Genomic DNA, 16,633 nt, shown 5'->3' on the forward strand with positions numbered 1-16,633 from the left:
GGTTATTTCATGCAAATTATTAAAATACATCCATTGGACAATGTGGCGGTCGCCCTGCAAGACCTCGACGCAAATGACACGGTGGATATAGACGGCGTGACCATCACGCTGCCGCAACCCATCGCTCGGGGGCATAAGTTTGCCCTGGCGCCTATCGGCGAAGGAGAGATGATTGTCAAGTATGGCCTGCCCATCGGCCATGCCCTCAGTAACATCGCTCCGGGTCAGCATATTCATTCCCAGAACGCCAAGACCAATCTTAGCGATCTGGATGAATATCAATACCAGCCGGCGTTCCGGACCCTGCCGGCGCAAATGCCGGATCGCGAGATCCAGATTTATCGGCGCAAAAACGGCCTGGTGGGGATCCGTAATGAACTGTGGATCCTGCCTACCGTCGGCTGCGTTAACGGCATCGCCAAGCAAATCCAGCAGCGTTTCCTTAAAGAGACGTTTGGGGCGGAGGATATCGACGGCGTGCATCTGTTCACGCACCCGTTCGGCTGCTCGCAATTGGGGCAGGATCATGAAAACACCCGCACCATGTTGCAGAACATGGTACGCCATCCCAATGCCGGCGCAGTGCTGGTAATTGGTTTGGGCTGTGAAAACAATCAGGTGGATGTCTTTCGTAAAACCCTGGGTGAATACGATCCCGACCGCGTAACCTTTATGGTCTGCCAGCAGCAGGATGATGAAGTGGAAGCGGGGCTGGAATGCCTGCGCGCCTTGTATCTGGCCATGCGTGAAGACAAGCGCCAGCCGGGCAAACTCAGTGAACTGAAGTTTGGTTTGGAATGCGGCGGCTCCGACGGGCTGTCCGGTATTACCGCCAACCCGCTGCTGGGCCGTTTTTCAGATTATGTTATCGCCAATGGCGGCACATCGGTACTGACGGAAGTGCCTGAAATGTTCGGCGCCGAACGGATCCTGATGAGCCGTTGCCGCGACGAAGAGACCTTCACCAAAACCGTCAACATGGTCAATGATTTCAAAAGATACTTCATGGCCCATGAGCAGCCGATTTATGAAAATCCCTCGCCGGGGAACAAGGCGGGCGGCATCACCACCCTGGAGGAGAAATCCCTGGGATGTACGCAAAAAGCCGGTCAAAGCAAGGTCATGGATGTGTTGAAGTATGGCGAACGTCTGCATGTGCCGGGGCTTAACCTGCTGAGCGCGCCGGGCAACGATGCGGTGGCCACCAGTGCGCTGGCGGGCGCCGGGTGCCATATGGTGCTGTTCAGTACCGGTCGCGGTACGCCTTACGGCGGTTTTGTGCCGACGGTGAAATTGGCCACCAACAGCGAACTGGCGAATAAAAAGCCGCATTGGATTGATTTCGACGCCGGCAGGCTTATCCACGGTATGTCCATGGAAGAAGTGCTGGGGCAATTTATCGATTTGATCGCGGAAATCGCCAGCGGCAAACATACGCGTAATGAAGTTAATGACTTTCGCGAACTGGCTATTTTCAAAAGCGGCGTAACATTGTAATTAACCGCTCTTGGCCTTAGTATAGAAACGGTGTTTCAATTTTGAAGCACCGTTTGTTTTTATGTGCCATACAGTTTTGCGTCATTTAATAGGAACGCCGTACCATGAGCCTTTACTGGATCGCCCAAGCAGTGGGGGGATTGGCTTTTATCGTCGGCATCACCATGTTTATCAAGCGTGATGACCGCAAATTCAAACTGCAGCTTTCTTTATACAGCGCCATTATCGGTTGCCACTTCTTTTTAATGGGCGCCAACGCCGCGGGCGCGAGCGCGGAGCTTAATGCGCTGCGCACCCTGATAGCCACCCGCACCCGCAGTATCATGGTGATGTTTGTCTTTATCATCCTGACCACGGCGCTGGGCCTTGGCGAAGTGAAGCACTGGGTCGAACTGTTGCCGGTTACCGGCACGGTAGCCAGCACCTGGGCGCTGTTCCGTACCCGCGGACTTACCACCCGTTGCATTATGTGGTGCTCCACCGCCGGCTGGGTGACCCATAATCTGTGGCTGGGTTCCATTGGCGGTTCGTTGACCGAGGGCAGTTTTCTTATCGTCAACGGCATTGCCATCATCCGTTTTCGCCGTATGCAGCTGCGTGGCATCGACCCGTTCAAGGACGAGACCACGGCGGTCAGCACCCGATAGTCTTGCCGATGCCTGACCCAGGCATTACTGGTTACCGCGCGTATCCCGGCGATGATTGATCCAGGCGTTGATTATCAGCGTGCCGGCTAATATCGCCGCCACCGCGCCCAGCGAAACGGAAATCGGGATATGGATAAAATCCACTATCATCATTTTCACGCCGATAAAAACCAGGATCACCGCCAGCCCGTATTTCAATAGCGAGAAGCGTTCGGCAACCCCGGCCAGCATAAAATACATAGCGCGCAGGCCGAGGATGGCAAACAGATTGGATGTCAGGACGATAAAGGGATCTGTGGTCACGGCAAAAATGGCCGGGATGCTATCGACGGCGAATATCACGTCGCTGAATTCCACCAGTATCAGCACCAGCAACAGGGGAGTGGCAAACAGCAGGCCGTTGCGCCGGATAAAAAAGCGCTCTCCCTGCAATTGATCGGTCATGCGTAAATGCCCGCGCAGCCAGCGGACCAATGGTTTTTCACCCAATACGGCGTCGTTCTCTTTTGAGAAGGCCATCTTGATGCCGGTCAGCAGTAAAAACGCGCCGAACAGATAGAGCAGCCACTGGAATTGCGTCACCAGCCAACTGCCGCCGAAAATCATCAGAGTACGCAGCACGATGGCTCCCAGTACTCCGTAAATCAATACCCGGCGCTGCATCTGGGTCGGGATGGCAAAATAACCGAACAGCATCAGCCAGACAAACACGTTGTCCACCGCCAGGGCTTTCTCTATAAGGTAGCCGGTGAGAAAAGCCAGCGCTTGGGTGTCGGCGACGGCCCGCCCTTGGGTGTCGGAGAGATGCCACCATAAGGCGGCGTTGAACAGCAGGGACAGCGAAACCCAGACCACCGACCACCAGGCGGCGCGTTTGAGCGTCATGGTGCGGCCCTGGAGCAACAGATCCACGGCCAGCATAATCACCACCACCAGGATAAAACCGCCCCAGAGCAGAGGCGTGCCAACGGTATTCATATGCGATTTCCTTCATAAAAAAAAACGGCTAACCGCGGAAGGCGTCAGCCGTTTTCCCCATTCCGGGCTGTAAACGAACCTTGCCTTCCGGCAAGGTCTCACTTACAACGCAGATGAATTTTTCTATTCTGGTTGCCCGGTAGCCGGATGCGCAAGCATCGTAATGACGGCAAACCGACGAAGAAGTTACTCCCCTTTGCTACGGGAACAATAATGTAAAAATTTGCGACAGTCAACTTGCCCGCCGCCATCGCGCTTTTCGCCGTCAGCTTCCGCTGCACGCCGGCTGTTTAAACCGCGAGGCTCGGGTTAAAGCGCGGCAAAGGGTCACGACCCTTTGCGTAAAATATAGCGGTTAACAAATGTCGCCATCAGATCCCGGCTTTGCGGCGTACCGCTAATACCGGTGCCCACCCGTGCCAGCTCCAGCTCCCGTTCCGGCTGTTCCTCCGTCATGGACCGCAGAAAGCCGTGCATGACTTCAGCGGTGAATTCCGGATGGAACTGCACGGTTATCGTATTTTCGCCATAGCGCAGGATCTGATGGGGATCTCGCTGGGAACGGGCCAATACCACCGCCTCCGGCGGAGGGGTCAGCACGGTTTGTGAATGGATAAGGTTCACCGGGAAGCCCTGCGTCAACGATGCCAGCAAGGGATCTTGCCCAGCCGCCGGCAACAGTTCGATATCCAAGGTGCCCAGCTCCATGCCGCCGGGATGATAGTCCACCTCGCCGCCCATGGCGTAGGCCAGCAGCTGATGTCCATAACATACCCCGAAAATCGGCACGCGTTCCGCCATGGCCTGGCGCAGCCAGCCGGCGGCGAATTCACTCCAGGGCAAGCGGTCGGTCACCATGGCCGATGAACCGGTAATCAACACACCGCCATAGGCGCCGGGCTCCTGCGGCCGTTCACCCGACGGCAAATGCACCACCGCCGCCTGTTCCGGCCGCAGACCCGCGGCGGCGAGAAACATACGGTCATAGTTACCGTTAGCCTGGCTGACCTCCTCGGGGGCATCGCCGGTTTGCAGAATCAATACCGGTAGGGACCGCGCCATTATGCCACCGTATCGGCACGGGAACGGTCAGCGGGGAAGACAACCCCGGTCTGGCGCCGTATCTCCGTCAGCAGTTTGGCCGTACTGCGGGATACTGCCAGGCCATCATGGTTGACGTCGCCATTTTCCACCAGCGCGGCGAACCGCTCCGCCTCGTATAGCATGGTATTGATATGCTGCGGCTGGCTCAAATCCTGTTTGTTGCCGTTGCGCGGAACCAGGAAAAGCTGCTGGCATTCAGACATTTTCTCGATGACCAATGAACCGTCCTCTCCCTGGATTTCGCAGGGCAATACCGTTTGGCTGACTTTGGAGTGCAGCAATGTGACATCAAAATCACCGTAGTTCAGGCAGACCGTGCCATGGGCGTCAACGCCGCTTGCCAGAAGCGTCGCGCTGGCCTGCAAAGAATGGGGTTCGCCCCACAGCGCCACGGCGGCGGCCAGCATATAAAACCCGATATCCATAATCGAACCGTTGGAGAAGGCCGGATTAAAGGTATTCGGCAGCTCGCCGTCCAGATATTTCTGGTAGCGGGAAGAGTACTGGCAGTAATTCAGCAGCGCCTTGCGAACCTTGCCGATACGAGGCAATGCCTGTTGAAGCGCCAGGAAATTAGGTAAACTGACGGTTTTGAATGCCTCGAACAGCACCACCTGATGCTCCCGCGCGCAGGTTATCATCTGTTCCACTTCCCACAGGTTCGAGGCCAAGGGCTTTTCGCAAATGACGTGCTTTTTATTGCGCATAAACAGCAATGCCTGGGGGCAATGAAAAGAATTGGGACTGGCGATATATACCGCATCCACGGCATCGGATGCCGCCATTGCTTCCAGAGAGTCAAAATAATGTTCTACGGGATAATCCTTTCCCATTTTTTGCGCTGCCGCGATATCCCGGGAATAGATAGCGGACAGTTTCAGTTTGCCGCTCTCATGGGCGGCATCGATAAATTGGCGAGTGATCCAATTGGTACCTATCACAGCGAAGCGAATCATACCTAATTTTTACCCTACGCAATATTTGGATACCCTAGATTATCATGCTAACCAAATCAGGCCAATATTCCCTTAATTCTCAAGATTGGGAGGAATTTGTCGACAAATCCTATAGGGCAATGACGCCCGGTCGGACTACTATAGTCACCAAACGAGCCGGCCCTTTGCCCGCGCCGCCGCCATAAGGTTTGTTGGTTGGCCGGTCACTCGTTATACTTCGCTAAGGGTGAATTTTAAGGAACCATCATGTTGTTGCAAGAGTTCGAAGTACGTATAAATAATGCCTTAACGGAGCTTGAGCAAAGCTTTGCGCGACACCAGCGGCAATGGCAGCTGGATCGTGAGGCATTGCAACAGCAATTGGATCTGAGCATGCGGCGCGAGGCGAAACTGCGCGAGCAAAATGCATTACTGATAAGCCAGCTCAATAATCTCGACACGTCGCCCGATCGCAACCCGCTAATCCATAAGATTAAAATACTCAGTGCGCACATTGATGCGCTGGCAAAGGATGCAGCGGCTTTTCGTCAATCTTGCCGCATGTGACATCACGCCGGCCCATGTTCTTGTTCCCTGTCTTTCTCCCGCTCTTTTTTACTGCGTTCTTTAAAGGTAACAGCTGGATCATTATTTCCCTTTCTACCAGGACCGGCGGGCGTCAGGGGAAATACGTTTCTCAGGTGAGTTCGCAGATTATTCCAAAGGGTCGGGGCAGGGCGGGTGTTCTTTTTTTCAAATACCACGGGCATGTCGTATGCCTGCGGCTTATAAAGCAGTTCAAGCATATCATCCCGGTCCTGCAAACCGTCGACATAGCCGTTTATCATACAATCCAGCACAAATTGAAAACGAAGCAGGGAGCTGGTGGTCCGTCTGCCTGCCTGCAACACGATGTCAAGAGTTTCCAAATGGACAATATAATTTTCGAACATCTCTCCCAGGAGTTTGGGTTCATCACGGGCGGCGTAGTGCGCAGATAAGCACAGTTTGAAAAAGTTGTAGGTATGGAGGCCGCAGTCATTACTGTATTGAAACGGTTGGCGCAGAGTGATGATTTTCGCCTCCTCACCCGGCCCAATCAGGCACTTAATCAATGCTGACTTATTATCATTTGTGTCGGGGGGGCTATTGCTGTCAAAAAGGGTAAAGTGATAACCCTCAGTCGTCTTGACGGCGAGGACTGCGCTGAAATGCCCGTCCGCCGCCCGTTGCGTGCTGTTATTAAGGGATGTGGACAGGATTGGGAACAGCAGTTTTTGCCCTGGAACAAGCCGCTTGAGTTTTTCCTTGGCGTTGTTTTTGAATAACACCGATTCGTCTTTGAGGTACTTGCCGAGATCAAAAGGGTCAATAGCCTCGTTCTCACTATACAGTAGCGTGCTGGAGAAAAAGATACCTTCTTTGTCCACGACGAGTAAGTGAATGGCGGTATCCAGTACCTGTCTGTCCATAGGATGGTAGGTGTGAGTCATGGGCGCAAGCGCCTTTGGAATTGTCAGAAAATGACCTATACTCTGATATAAATCCGTTAATTCAGTTAAGTCGTCGGCTAATCTGGCCATTTTTATATTGGACAACGTCATGGCGCAGAGTCTGGCTTTGATTCTTGTATTCAAATGCTCAAGATTAATCTGCCGTCGGACGGCGGCATAAAATAACAGTGATGCGCTTTGGTAAATCCTATCCCTTACCTGATTCCCCTGCCCCTCGCAGATCATAACGTCGTAAAGTTTTATCCCCAGAACGACTGATTTGCTGATGTCGCAAGGACCAAGCGGATTCGCTGGGGCAACGGGACACTGTTGCCATAGCTGGACAATAATGTCTGCTCTGGTACCTATATCCCCGTCATAGAACCTGTGCATTACCCTTCTTTCATCGTTCCGACAACGAAAATCAAGAGTGGGTATGGCCTGGGATGCAAGGGAATTTCCATTCAAGTGAAGCATACAAGCCTCTTGGAAAATTTATTTAAGGATATTTTCACTCTCTAAACCTGATTCAATTATTTATTAAATTCTTGTGATTATTTAAGTGAGATATAATTTAAAACTATTAGCTTAATATTTATCTGCCTATTTACTAACTTTTCGCTTTTAGAAAACACCTTAAAAGAAGAGACGTAAACTGTGAATTAAAAATTAAGCCAATTTATAATTAACCGTCTGATACGGTAAGCTATGGTCATAACAAGCGGTTCGCCGAAATGTCGTAGGAGACGTTATCGTTTTTCAGATAATGTCAGCACAAATCGGTGTTTCAATATGGAAAGAAATTGCGCTTTACTGTGGATCTGCATCGATTGTTGGCTGCGACGAGGTTTATCATGAAAAATACGTCAGTTTCTACCGTAAGAGGCATGTTCTGGCAGCGCATCCGGGATAAATTCATCTTTCCGGCCCAGCGGGATCCCGCCATGGATGTTGCGCGCAGATTGGCCGCGTTTTTGCCCTTGGGGTGCTTATACGGCGTTGAAATCGAAATGGAGTCCCTCGACCCGTCCCGCCATGACAGGGAGTAGTCACTGCCTTCTGATGGTGGACGTCAGCATGATGCCAGTTATGATGACGTCCGTCCGTACAGGCGCCGGATGGCTGAATACTTAGTGTGCCCCCACGTTTATTTCTGCTCCTAAGCATAAAATTTTATAGTCAATTGCCGATAATAAAGCCATTGCCATTTTCGCCAGGCATATCTCCCCATGATAGGGCTTCGCTTAACGTTCACTGCAACTGAACGCTAACGTGACGCGGATCGCTCGTGGGCATGTGCTGTCAGGAAAAACAGCAAAGTGACATTGCAAGGGTGCTTGTATGAATTTTATAAAAATATAAAGATAAGAACGGCGGTGATGGTTATTCTTATTTTCTTCTCTTTGCTGTGGCTAGGCGTTTCCGCATATACCCTTTATTCCCTTAATCAAGTCAATCAAACCTTGCAGCTGAGCAACAACGAACAGCTAAACAGCGACATCATTAATGGCGCCAATGACCATTATTATCGTGTCGTCACGACATTGGAACGTGCGGCCCGCGCCGGACAATCCGGCGCCCGTGCCGATGCCGACATGGAGTTGGGCTCGGTGGCCTCGGAGCTGGAGCTTATCGACCAGGGTTTGACGCAGTTCAAAGGCATCGATCACGGCCAGCTGGATCCGCTGCTGGTGGATAAAATTTACAACAGCTCGCTGCAGCTGCGTACCCTTGGCATACAGCCGCTCCTGCTGGCGGTAAAGGACGGGCGGTATGACGATTTCAACCAGGGTCTACACGACACCTATTTACCGCTGCGTAAGCAATTCACTTCGGTAATGCAGGAATACGACGGCGCGGTGGACGCTATCAAGAACGCATCCAATGAACGGATCGCCCTGTTGACGACCCTGTGCCAACGGGCATTACTGGCGGCGCTGTTGGCCGGAGTGGTAATTTTGCTGTTTACAGATCGTTATCTTGTGCGTCATCTGGTGAGGCCGCTTAATGCCATTAAAGGGCATTTTCGGTCACTGGCCGCCGGTCAGCTCGGTTTCACCATCACCGATATGGGTCGCAACTGTGTCGGCGAACTTATTCCGTTCCTGCGTGACATGCAAACCCACTGGGTTAATACGGTAACGCAAATCCGCGGCAGCGCGGAATCCATCTACCAAGGCGCCGGCGAGATTTCCCAAGGCAATACCGATCTTTCCTCGCGCACGGAGCAGCAGGCTTCCGCTCTGGAACAGACCGCCGCCAGTATGGAACAGCTCAACTCAACGGTAAAACACAACACAGAAAATGCCCACCAGGCCAGTAAACTGGCGAAAGACGCCTCGGAGACCGCCAAGAAGGGCGGCATCATTGTCGAGGAAGTTGTGGCGACCATGGGCAGCATAGCCGCCAGTTCAAAGAAAATCGTCGAAATCATAGATGTTATCAACGGCATTGCTTTCCAGACCAATATTCTGGCCCTCAACGCGGCGGTGGAAGCAGCCCGGGCCGGCGAACAGGGCCGGGGATTCGCCGTGGTGGCGGGGGAAGTGCGCAGCCTGGCGCAGCGCAGCGGACAGGCGGCGAAAGAGATTCAAACCCTGATCGGCGAATCGGTGGAGCGCGTCGGTATCGGTTCTAAACAGGTTGCCAATGCGGGCGCCACTATGGGGGATATCGTCAAGGCCATCACCCATGTGACGGATATTATGGGAGAAATCGCCTCTGCATCCGATGAGCAAGGTAAGGGAATTGCACAAATCGGCCAGGCGGTGACGGAAATGGATAGCGTTACCCAGCAAAATTCCTCGCTGGTACAAGAATCCGCCGCCGCCTCGGCGTCTCTGGAAGAGCAGGCCCATTATCTCACCGAAATGGTGGCGCTATTCCAACTGGCGCCGGTAACCACCGTCCCGGGGCGAGCCAAGGCGCTGGTAGGTGAACTGGTGGCCCAGGACCGTTCGCAAATGGGGGAGCGGGCCGTGCAAAACCGTGCCGGAACATCCGCCGTTGAGCCGTTAGCGCAAGGCCGCGTCAGAACATCCTCCGTTGAGCCGTTATACCAGAGTCGGGTACGGGCAGCGGCGTCGATGCAGGCAGCTCAACGAGCCGGTAGCCTGAACGATGCGGCTACGGGACAGACCTTCGCAAGAATCCCGGCCAATGTTACGTCCGCTCAAAAACAGCGCAGGGCACCGGCTAAAAAGACGCCGGCCGTGGTCGGCAAGCTTAAAAATTTGGCGCCGGACGCGAACTGGCAAACTTTTTAGTCCCTCACTGAACAATCAGGGTAATGAACGCCCGGTCTCAGGGGCCGGGTAGGGTGGCGGTAAGTCTAATGGCCATGGTTTTAATTTCAGTTGGTAGGGGGGACTACTCGAGGGGAGAATATTGCAAAAGTGCAATTTTACTACACTATTTGCAGATAATTTTTCTAATATGCTGGAATTTTTAAATGAAAGTTAAGGGAATGAATGAAGGTTTCTTTGTTTTATTGTTAGTAATCAGTACTATTGCTTTTATTCTTGTTCTTAAGGCTTATTACTCCGCAATTCTTTGGGCCGCAATCCTTGCCCTGCTTTTTATCCTATAAAACAAAGATAAGAGAAAACTCAAAGACAAAATGGACTGGCCTCTTTTATAACTATTATTTTTATTTGCCTCATTGTTTTCATACCTCTTTCATTAATCACAACCTCGCTTGCAATGGAATGCAATGATTTATATAACGCAGTTCAACATAACCAGATACCGTTTGCCACCATTTTCAACGGCGCCCTGGAGCACCTTCCCAAAAGAATGCAGGAATACATTTCCGTACACGATTTGAGCAATGTCACGACGCTGCAACACAAATTATCCGATGTATTTATGCGGGGGAGTCAAACGCTCGCCAACAGTGTGCTTTTGATCGGCGAGAGTACTTTTAGTTTCACGGTCAGCTTTGGCATTATGTTATATCTGATGTTTTTCTTTTTGAAAGATGGATCTCATCTTGTTAAATTGATCCTCGACTCGCTCCCTTTATCCAGATATATCAAACACCATCTGTTTGTAAAATTCGCCGCCGTAGCAAAAGCAACGGTAAAAGGGACTGTCATTGTCGCTCTTGTCCAAGGCGCCTTAGGCGCCATGGCGTTTTATATCGTGGGCGTTAAAGGAGTTATGCTTTGGGGCGCGCTGATGGCATTCCTTTCGCTCATTCCCGCTATTGGTTCAGCCATCATCTGGGCGCCCGTTGCTATCTATTTCTTCTTTGCCGGCGTTGTCTGGAAGGGCTTCTTTTAGTGGTATTTTTCGTCGTCATTATTGGTTTGGTGGACAATATCCTCAGGCCGCTGCTCGTGGGTAAAGACACTAAATTGCCTGACTATGTGGTGCTTATCTCTACCCTTGGCGGCATGGCATTCTTCGGCCTTAATGGATTTATCATCGGCCCGCTGATTGCCTCCTTTTATCGCTTGTTGGAATTTACTCTCCGGCAGAGATCATCGGGGAATGTGGTAGAGATAGATGAAGATATTATAACTGAAGCACAAGAAAGCGAAAATCTCATGGTACAGCAAGCAATAGATAAACTTGATAAAATCGAGAAAAGCGAAAGCATAGACAAGCCTTAAGGATATTTCCGGTCTATATGACCAGACACTATCCCTGCCAACGGCATTGCATCTTGGTTTTCAAACGTGTCCATAGGGCATCTTTGCTTCCAAAACATGTTCAACATGTATAGCATCATGCGTTATATGAGTTTCTATATAATGGTTGATGCCGAGGTCTAAATAACTGCGCCTAATAGTAGATCACCGAAGGGAACTCAATCCGGTTTGAGCGATCTGATCAATCGCCAAACATCACAAATCACCAACCGGACTGAGTTATGCCGATCATAGCACCCATACCCAGAAATGAACGACGCCAGATGCAAAAAATTGTCCAGAAAACGGCAGATAAGAATCATGCCAGACGCCTTATCGCCATGTTGATGTTGCACCGGGGTGAATCGCTGACTTGCGTTGCTAAAACCCTATGTGCCGCCCGTTCTTCCGTCGGACGCTGGATTAATTGGTTCACGTTATTTGGTATTGAAGGCCTGAAAAGTCTACCACCGGGCCGTCAAAAAAAATGGCCTGTCGACGACATGCTGCGAATGCTCAATTTGCTTGTTCAGCGCTCCCCGCAAGATTTTGGCTATCTGCGCTCACGCTGGAGTACCGAGATGTTAACGATTGAAATTAATAAGTTATTTAACTCTACGTTGCATCCTGGCTCACTTCGCCGTTGGTTGCCAGGAGCCGGCATTGTCTGGCGCAGAGCGGCTCCGACCTTGCATATTCGGGATCCTCACAGGAAGAAAAGCTGGCTGCAATTGATGAGGCATTGGCAAAGAACAGTGCTGAACATCCCGTGTTTTACGAGGATGAAGTTGATATCGATCTCAACCCAAAATCGGCGCGGACTGGCAGAAAAAGGTCAGCAGAAACGCATCCCTACGCCGGGTAAAATGAAAACATTACCTTGCAGGTGCGCTGCATGCTGGAACGGGCAGAGTGGATTACGTGAGTGGAACACGTAAAACTCAGGCTTGTTCATCGATATGCTATGCCAGCTGAGAAGCACGTATCGCAGCGCCAAAACGATCACCCTTATTGTCGATAATTACATCATTCACAAAAGTAAAAAGACATTGAAGTGGTTGAAGAAGAATCCAAAATTTATTCTTATTTATCAGCCGATTTACTCGCCATGGGTGAACAAAATAGAGCTCTTATGGTTAGCATTACACGAAACGGTGACCCGCAATCATCACTGTAAAACAATGTGGGAGTTACTAAAAAATGTCAGACAATTTATGAAAACCGCATCACCTTTCCCAGGCAACAAACCTGGACTAACAAAAGTGGAGCGGTAATAGGCGCAGTTATTTAGCTATATGAATTTGTACATGTTTTATCTGGGCGGCAATGCAGGCAAGTCTAATATCGAAGTTCACGACGTGCAGTTTGCCGCAGTGGAAACGCCTGGACAGGCCTGGCCGCTTTTGCGTGAAGCCTGGTATGGCGACAAAGACAAGATTCATCTTGACGGCTATACGATCATAAAGTGGACCGACGGCTATGATGTCACGTTGTCCACCGAACCCTATCAGGGCAAACAGAAGCTCTTTTTCGTTAATGCCGGCGGATACCGGCCGGATACCCTGGCGGAATTGCATGAGTTCGATCTGTTTGTGGCCGAGGACGCCGATGCCGCCAAAAGCCGGGCGCTAAAGACGCTGTTGCTCGGGATCGACCAGCAGCACAAGGATAACCTGAAGGACGTTGATGACTGCCTGCTATTGGATAAGGTGGGGGGATTTTATCTGCATCTTCATGAGAACCCCAATGGCGAGCCGGCGAAGCCTGCCTGGCAAGGTTATTTGCCCATCGGGGAATGATGGGCGCCTGCCGGAACCAGGCGCGCCGGCGGTGATGGTTTATTTATCTGATAGGCTATTGGCTGCTTTTTCAATGAGCGCGGCGACCTTGCCTGGCTGCGAAATATACACGGCGTGGCTGCCTTTAACTTCCACAACCTGGCTTTTGGCCCTGCTCGCCATGAAGCGTTCCAGGTCGGGGTTGATGGATCGGTCTTGGGTGGCGACCAGTGTCCAGCTAGGTTTGGTCTTCCATGCGGGCTGCTCCGCTGGCGTGCCGAAAATGGCCGCGGCGGGCATTACCTGGGAACGGGCCATGAAACCGGCCTGGCTGGCGGATATATCGGCTGCGAAATCAGCATGATAAACCTTGGGGTCAAGATACAGGAAATGGTCGGGAGTAGCGGTAATGCCCTTGCTGGCCTGGGGAATTCTTCCCGCCAGGGCGCCCAGTGTTTCCCCTTTTTCCGGCTGGAAGGCGGCAATATAAACCAGCCCCGCCACCTGCGGATCCTGGCCCGCTTCGCTGATGATAAACCCGCCGTAGCTATGGCCTACCAGCAGCGTTTTACCCTGCTGTTGATGAATGACACGCTGGGTGGCGGCCACGTCGTCAGCCAATGAGGTTTCCGGTTCTTGAACCAGCGAAACGTTGTAGCCTTTCTTATCCAGGATCCTAGTGACCGCCTGCCAGCCAGATGCATCGGCAAACGCGCCGTGCACCAGTACGATATTTTTTACCGGCTGGGCCTGTACCGCGCCTTGGGCCGAAAGTGAAAGCATGATGCCGGCAGCCAGCATACTCAGTGATCTTTTAAACATGATAAATCTCCTAAACAGGTAAATGGGTTGAAAACAGGCCTTGCCCGCTCGCGGTGTATCGTCTTCATTGCACCGCATGATGATAATTGTTTATCGCGATAAGTATTGCTGCGATAGATAATGATGAAAGCGCAGGAGCGTGTCAAGCGATTTGTTATTGCGATAGATAAAATCTGGATTTGTTGCTATGCTGATTGTCGACCTATCCATCTGACATCATGCAAAACAACCCTGGAGTCTGAAGTGACAAAGCCGCCGCGCCTGGAAGACCAGCTGTGTTATTCGATTTATTCAACCGCGTTGGCCATCAAAAGGCTGTATAAACCGATGCTGGATGCCATGGGCGTCACCTATCCGCAGTTTTTGGTGTTAAATGTGTTATGGGAGCAGGGGGAGCAGCCTATCGGCGCCATTGGCGAAAAGCTGGCGCTGGAAACCAGCACCCTGACGCCGTTGTTAAAACGTCTGGAAAACGAAGGATTTATTCAGCGGCTCCGCAACGTTCATGATGAGCGCCAGGTCATGATAACCTTGACCGACAAGGGCGCCGCCGTGCATGACAAGTCCGCTTGCCTGTCAATGACGCTGTTGTCCAGTTCACACCTGGAGTTGGGGCAGTTGCAGCGTTTGAATAAAGAGATCATCGCACTGCGTGATAACATCATTCAAAAGGTATAAGCGGGTGATGGATTAAGTCCTCATTGCGTCAATCATTATTTATGCGGACAAGAGCGCATAATCAACCCGGCGCGATGTCTTTTATTGGCGCTTTTTGTGGTATTCTTAACGCATACAATGGAGGCCATATGAAAAGATTCTTTGAGACAAAATATGAATTTGAGGATTATTCACCTGAAAAAGTCAGGCGTCTTGCTCAAGAAGTAATGCAGGAAATTGCAGACAAAAAAATTATTTCGAGCCTTATTGATATCGATATTATCAATCATCCTGAAAGGTGGCCTAAGGTTCCTAATAAGTCACGTGATGATTTCGATGATGTTATGTGGCGTAATTTACCGATAAAGGAACGATTTAAGATTCATTGCCGCGCAGGGTTCACCGCATGCCATGCCTTCATTCTTAGGTGGGTTTTTAATGATAGGAGAATGGCAGAGCGTAAGGAGAACCAAGAGATCTTCAAGACTGCGTTCTTAGAAGTCACCAAAAAAAATAAAAGTTATAATGATTAACAAAAACTTAGTAAGGCATGCCTAATTTTAACGGGTGAAAAATGTCATTTAGCGTGAATCCCCCTCCAAAACAATATCTGTATAATTCGCTAATTATTAAAGAAGGAGAGCCTGAACATATTCTGGCATATGCACTTTATAAGGTGCATAAGAATAAAGTTATTAATCAAGCTCGGCACGAACTATGGAGTGGTTCCCAACTCGCGCTGCAACTGAAAAGTTTGCATGATTCGGTAATCCAACAGGAAGGTATGCGGCAACACTTCTATCAGCAGGCAAGGGAGATGTCTGAAAAATTCGTTACCGAGACGAAGGAAAGGATCAAAAGAGATGCTGTGTCTGAATATCAGGAAAAGGTTGCGCAGTACCGGAGAATAATCACGCCACCCTGGGTGAAATTTGTCAAATGGCTTGGCGTTGGTTTATCAGGGCTTATCGCTTCAGTTGTTGTGATTGTCATGCTTACCGGCTTCAGCGCGCTATTTCTTGGCAAGGAGGGCAGGACGCAGATTGCGGTGGCAGCAGGAAAAACAATCTTTAAAATCCTGAACTCAGATATTCCCGTAGCGGATCATCTAACTGTAGATAAGCACAAATAAAATCTAGTTGCCGCTTTTTTCTAGCCGGGGGCTGTACTCCTCCCCTCTCGTTATAGGTCTGCATGGGCATAAATAGGCTGCTGCGTTAGGTCACTGCGTTAATTCGATATCAGTTTTGATGGATCGGGCAGGCGGCACCAGCATTTCCAACTGCTGCTGTTTCTCTATAAGAGTATATAACAGCAATTCTCTGATGTTTTCATCTTCGATTTTATAGGCGGCAAAGGCCAGCGCCTGGCATTGCACGTCGTCAAAGCACTGTTTGGAGGTATCAAGAAGGTTTTCCATGGTAATCACCTGATAAAGGCGAGGTGTAGCGTAGATGTTTCATAAGAGGCAAGGAAACAGATACGGTGACCTCAGTTGCGAGTACCACCGCACAAAAATTTATCAATGGCGGTGGCCCAAATAGGGTTCTCACAACCGGTCTCAACTATTCTCGGCCAGCCCTAAAGCTGCCCGACCTGAGCCACCATTGATATTACAACAAGTTTTGACTTGCTGTTCAATGATTACTTAGAAGACGACATAATACAACCTGCATATTATGCCGCCGTTAAGACTAGGGAGTGAGGGTCCCTACATTAAAAACTAATGCCGGACTAGCATAACGGAACTATTTTACGATTGGCAAGAAAAATATTAAAATATTACTTGCTATGTTAATATAATTAATAGGTTAAATATTTTTTGATAAAGAGATTTATATGTATACGTTAATTTATTTTCACATAAATATTTTTATCTTTATTGATTGGCGGCATTTTGGCCATATGTAAACTTAGGTAAATATTCGTTGGATCTGCTTTAATGATGTGATTACATCGTTAATTTATGTGACCGCCTTATTTTTATAGAGGTAGAACTGGGCTTTATCCGCGAATAAAAAAGGAGTTAATGCGATCTCTTATGCAAATACCCAATTTTAAGGAACAATTTGTTTTTAATAAATTTCT

General features: G+C 50.2%; 15 protein-coding genes and 2 pseudogenes. 11 read left to right on the forward strand and 6 right to left on the reverse strand.

Annotated elements, in window-relative coordinates; translation table 11 throughout:
* Positions 1-9 precede the first annotated feature (9 nt).
* Positions 10-1,497 (forward strand): UxaA family hydrolase, encoded by a 1,488-nt coding sequence (locus tag GTU79_RS03350; RefSeq protein WP_132923529.1) that lies wholly within the window; start codon positions 10-12, stop codon positions 1,495-1,497.
* A gap of 104 nt (positions 1,498-1,601) precedes the next feature.
* A complete protein-coding gene (locus tag GTU79_RS03355) occupies positions 1,602-2,144 on the forward strand; it encodes a YgjV family protein (protein ID WP_203522890.1) in 543 nt (180 codons plus the stop codon).
* A 24-nt stretch (positions 2,145-2,168) separates the two neighbouring features.
* Here GTU79_RS03355 and GTU79_RS03360 read toward each other — a convergent pair whose 3' ends face one another.
* The 3 genes from GTU79_RS03360 to GTU79_RS03370 form a co-directional block, all read right to left on the reverse strand.
* The gene (locus GTU79_RS03360) at positions 2,169-3,122 is read right to left on the reverse strand and encodes a TerC family protein (RefSeq protein WP_132923527.1); all 954 of its coding nucleotides are present in this window, start codon (positions 3,120-3,122) and stop codon (positions 2,169-2,171) included.
* Between the two features lie 327 nt (positions 3,123-3,449).
* Positions 3,450-4,184, reverse strand: coding sequence for a glutamine amidotransferase (locus tag GTU79_RS03365; RefSeq protein ID WP_203522889.1), 735 nt, complete (start codon positions 4,182-4,184; stop codon positions 3,450-3,452).
* The gene (locus GTU79_RS03370; protein ID WP_203522888.1) at positions 4,184-5,182 is read right to left on the reverse strand and encodes a Gfo/Idh/MocA family protein; all 999 of its coding nucleotides are present in this window, start codon (positions 5,180-5,182) and stop codon (positions 4,184-4,186) included. The genes GTU79_RS03365 and GTU79_RS03370 overlap by 1 nt, the downstream gene beginning before the upstream one ends.
* Before the next feature lie 246 nt (positions 5,183-5,428).
* On the opposite strand from GTU79_RS03370, the gene GTU79_RS03375 reads away from it, so the two are divergent.
* On the forward strand, positions 5,429-5,728 hold the full coding sequence (locus GTU79_RS03375; protein WP_132923524.1) for a hypothetical protein: 300 nt from the start codon (positions 5,429-5,431) through the stop codon (positions 5,726-5,728).
* 2 nt (positions 5,729-5,730) lie between these two features.
* On the opposite strand, the gene GTU79_RS03380 is transcribed toward GTU79_RS03375, so the two are convergent.
* The gene (locus GTU79_RS03380) at positions 5,731-7,047 is read right to left on the reverse strand and encodes a hypothetical protein (protein WP_203522887.1); all 1,317 of its coding nucleotides are present in this window, start codon (positions 7,045-7,047) and stop codon (positions 5,731-5,733) included.
* Positions 7,048-7,508: 461 nt separating this feature from the next.
* On the opposite strand from GTU79_RS03380, the gene GTU79_RS03385 reads away from it, so the two are divergent.
* The 5 genes and pseudogenes from GTU79_RS03385 (at position 7,509) to GTU79_RS03405 (ending at position 13,087) form a co-directional block, all read left to right on the forward strand.
* Positions 7,509-7,703, forward strand: a complete 195-nt coding sequence (locus GTU79_RS03385; RefSeq protein ID WP_132923522.1) for a hypothetical protein — start codon at positions 7,509-7,511, stop codon at positions 7,701-7,703.
* Positions 7,704-8,033: 330 nt separating this feature from the next.
* Positions 8,034-9,920 (forward strand): methyl-accepting chemotaxis protein, encoded by a 1,887-nt coding sequence (locus tag GTU79_RS03390; protein ID WP_214513695.1) that lies wholly within the window; start codon positions 8,034-8,036, stop codon positions 9,918-9,920.
* A gap of 403 nt (positions 9,921-10,323) precedes the next feature.
* A pseudogene (locus GTU79_RS03395) lies at positions 10,324-11,270 on the forward strand (AI-2E family transporter).
* Positions 11,271-11,530: 260 nt separating this feature from the next.
* A pseudogene (locus GTU79_RS03400) lies at positions 11,531-12,562 on the forward strand (IS630 family transposase).
* 21 nt (positions 12,563-12,583) lie between these two features.
* Positions 12,584-13,087, forward strand: a complete 504-nt coding sequence (locus GTU79_RS03405) for a DUF1543 domain-containing protein (RefSeq protein WP_203522884.1) — start codon at positions 12,584-12,586, stop codon at positions 13,085-13,087.
* Positions 13,088-13,126: 39 nt separating this feature from the next.
* Here the strand turns inward: GTU79_RS03405 and GTU79_RS03410 are convergent, their stop codons facing one another.
* A complete protein-coding gene (locus GTU79_RS03410; RefSeq protein ID WP_203522883.1) occupies positions 13,127-13,888 on the reverse strand; it encodes an alpha/beta hydrolase in 762 nt (253 codons plus the stop codon).
* A gap of 243 nt (positions 13,889-14,131) precedes the next feature.
* On the opposite strand from GTU79_RS03410, the gene GTU79_RS03415 reads away from it, so the two are divergent.
* From GTU79_RS03415 to GTU79_RS03425, 3 genes are all read left to right on the forward strand, one after another.
* Positions 14,132-14,566, forward strand: a complete 435-nt coding sequence (locus tag GTU79_RS03415; protein WP_203522882.1) for a MarR family winged helix-turn-helix transcriptional regulator — start codon at positions 14,132-14,134, stop codon at positions 14,564-14,566.
* Positions 14,567-14,694: 128 nt separating this feature from the next.
* Positions 14,695-15,078: a hypothetical protein gene (locus GTU79_RS03420; protein WP_203522881.1), complete on the forward strand. Its 384-nt coding sequence runs from the start codon at positions 14,695-14,697 to the stop codon at positions 15,076-15,078.
* A 41-nt stretch (positions 15,079-15,119) separates the two neighbouring features.
* Positions 15,120-15,677, forward strand: a complete 558-nt coding sequence (locus tag GTU79_RS03425; RefSeq protein WP_203522880.1) for a hypothetical protein — start codon at positions 15,120-15,122, stop codon at positions 15,675-15,677.
* Positions 15,678-15,767: 90 nt separating this feature from the next.
* Here GTU79_RS03425 and GTU79_RS03430 read toward each other — a convergent pair whose 3' ends face one another.
* Positions 15,768-15,965, reverse strand: coding sequence for a hypothetical protein (locus tag GTU79_RS03430; RefSeq protein ID WP_203522879.1), 198 nt, complete (start codon positions 15,963-15,965; stop codon positions 15,768-15,770).
* Between the last annotated feature and the right edge of the window lie 668 nt (positions 15,966-16,633).

This window comes from Sodalis ligni (assembly GCF_016865525.2).
GTDB lineage: Bacteria > Pseudomonadota > Gammaproteobacteria > Enterobacterales > Enterobacteriaceae > Acerihabitans > Acerihabitans ligni.

What these genes read in the sequence shown, in the direction of transcription:
- GTU79_RS03350 (WP_132923529.1), top strand. Translation starts at nt 10, where the DNA reads ATGCAAATTATTAAAATACATCCATTGGACAATGTGGCGGTCGCCCTG.
- GTU79_RS03355 (WP_203522890.1), top strand. Translation starts at nt 1,602, where the DNA reads ATGAGCCTTTACTGGATCGCCCAAGCAGTGGGGGGATTGGCTTTTATC.
- GTU79_RS03360 (WP_132923527.1), bottom strand. Translation starts at nt 3,122, where the DNA reads ATGAATACCGTTGGCACGCCTCTGCTCTGGGGCGGTTTTATCCTGGTG.
- GTU79_RS03365 (WP_203522889.1), bottom strand. Translation starts at nt 4,184, where the DNA reads ATGGCGCGGTCCCTACCGGTATTGATTCTGCAAACCGGCGATGCCCCC.
- GTU79_RS03370 (WP_203522888.1), bottom strand. Translation starts at nt 5,182, where the DNA reads ATGATTCGCTTCGCTGTGATAGGTACCAATTGGATCACTCGCCAATTT.
- GTU79_RS03375 (WP_132923524.1), top strand. Translation starts at nt 5,429, where the DNA reads ATGTTGTTGCAAGAGTTCGAAGTACGTATAAATAATGCCTTAACGGAG.
- GTU79_RS03380 (WP_203522887.1), bottom strand. Translation starts at nt 7,047, where the DNA reads ATGCACAGGTTCTATGACGGGGATATAGGTACCAGAGCAGACATTATT.
- GTU79_RS03385 (WP_132923522.1), top strand. Translation starts at nt 7,509, where the DNA reads ATGAAAAATACGTCAGTTTCTACCGTAAGAGGCATGTTCTGGCAGCGC.
- GTU79_RS03390 (WP_214513695.1), top strand. Translation starts at nt 8,034, where the DNA reads ATGGTTATTCTTATTTTCTTCTCTTTGCTGTGGCTAGGCGTTTCCGCA.
- GTU79_RS03405 (WP_203522884.1), top strand. Translation starts at nt 12,584, where the DNA reads ATGAATTTGTACATGTTTTATCTGGGCGGCAATGCAGGCAAGTCTAAT.
- GTU79_RS03410 (WP_203522883.1), bottom strand. Translation starts at nt 13,888, where the DNA reads ATGTTTAAAAGATCACTGAGTATGCTGGCTGCCGGCATCATGCTTTCA.
- GTU79_RS03420 (WP_203522881.1), top strand. Translation starts at nt 14,695, where the DNA reads ATGAAAAGATTCTTTGAGACAAAATATGAATTTGAGGATTATTCACCT.
- GTU79_RS03425 (WP_203522880.1), top strand. Translation starts at nt 15,120, where the DNA reads ATGTCATTTAGCGTGAATCCCCCTCCAAAACAATATCTGTATAATTCG.
- GTU79_RS03430 (WP_203522879.1), bottom strand. Translation starts at nt 15,965, where the DNA reads ATGGAAAACCTTCTTGATACCTCCAAACAGTGCTTTGACGACGTGCAA.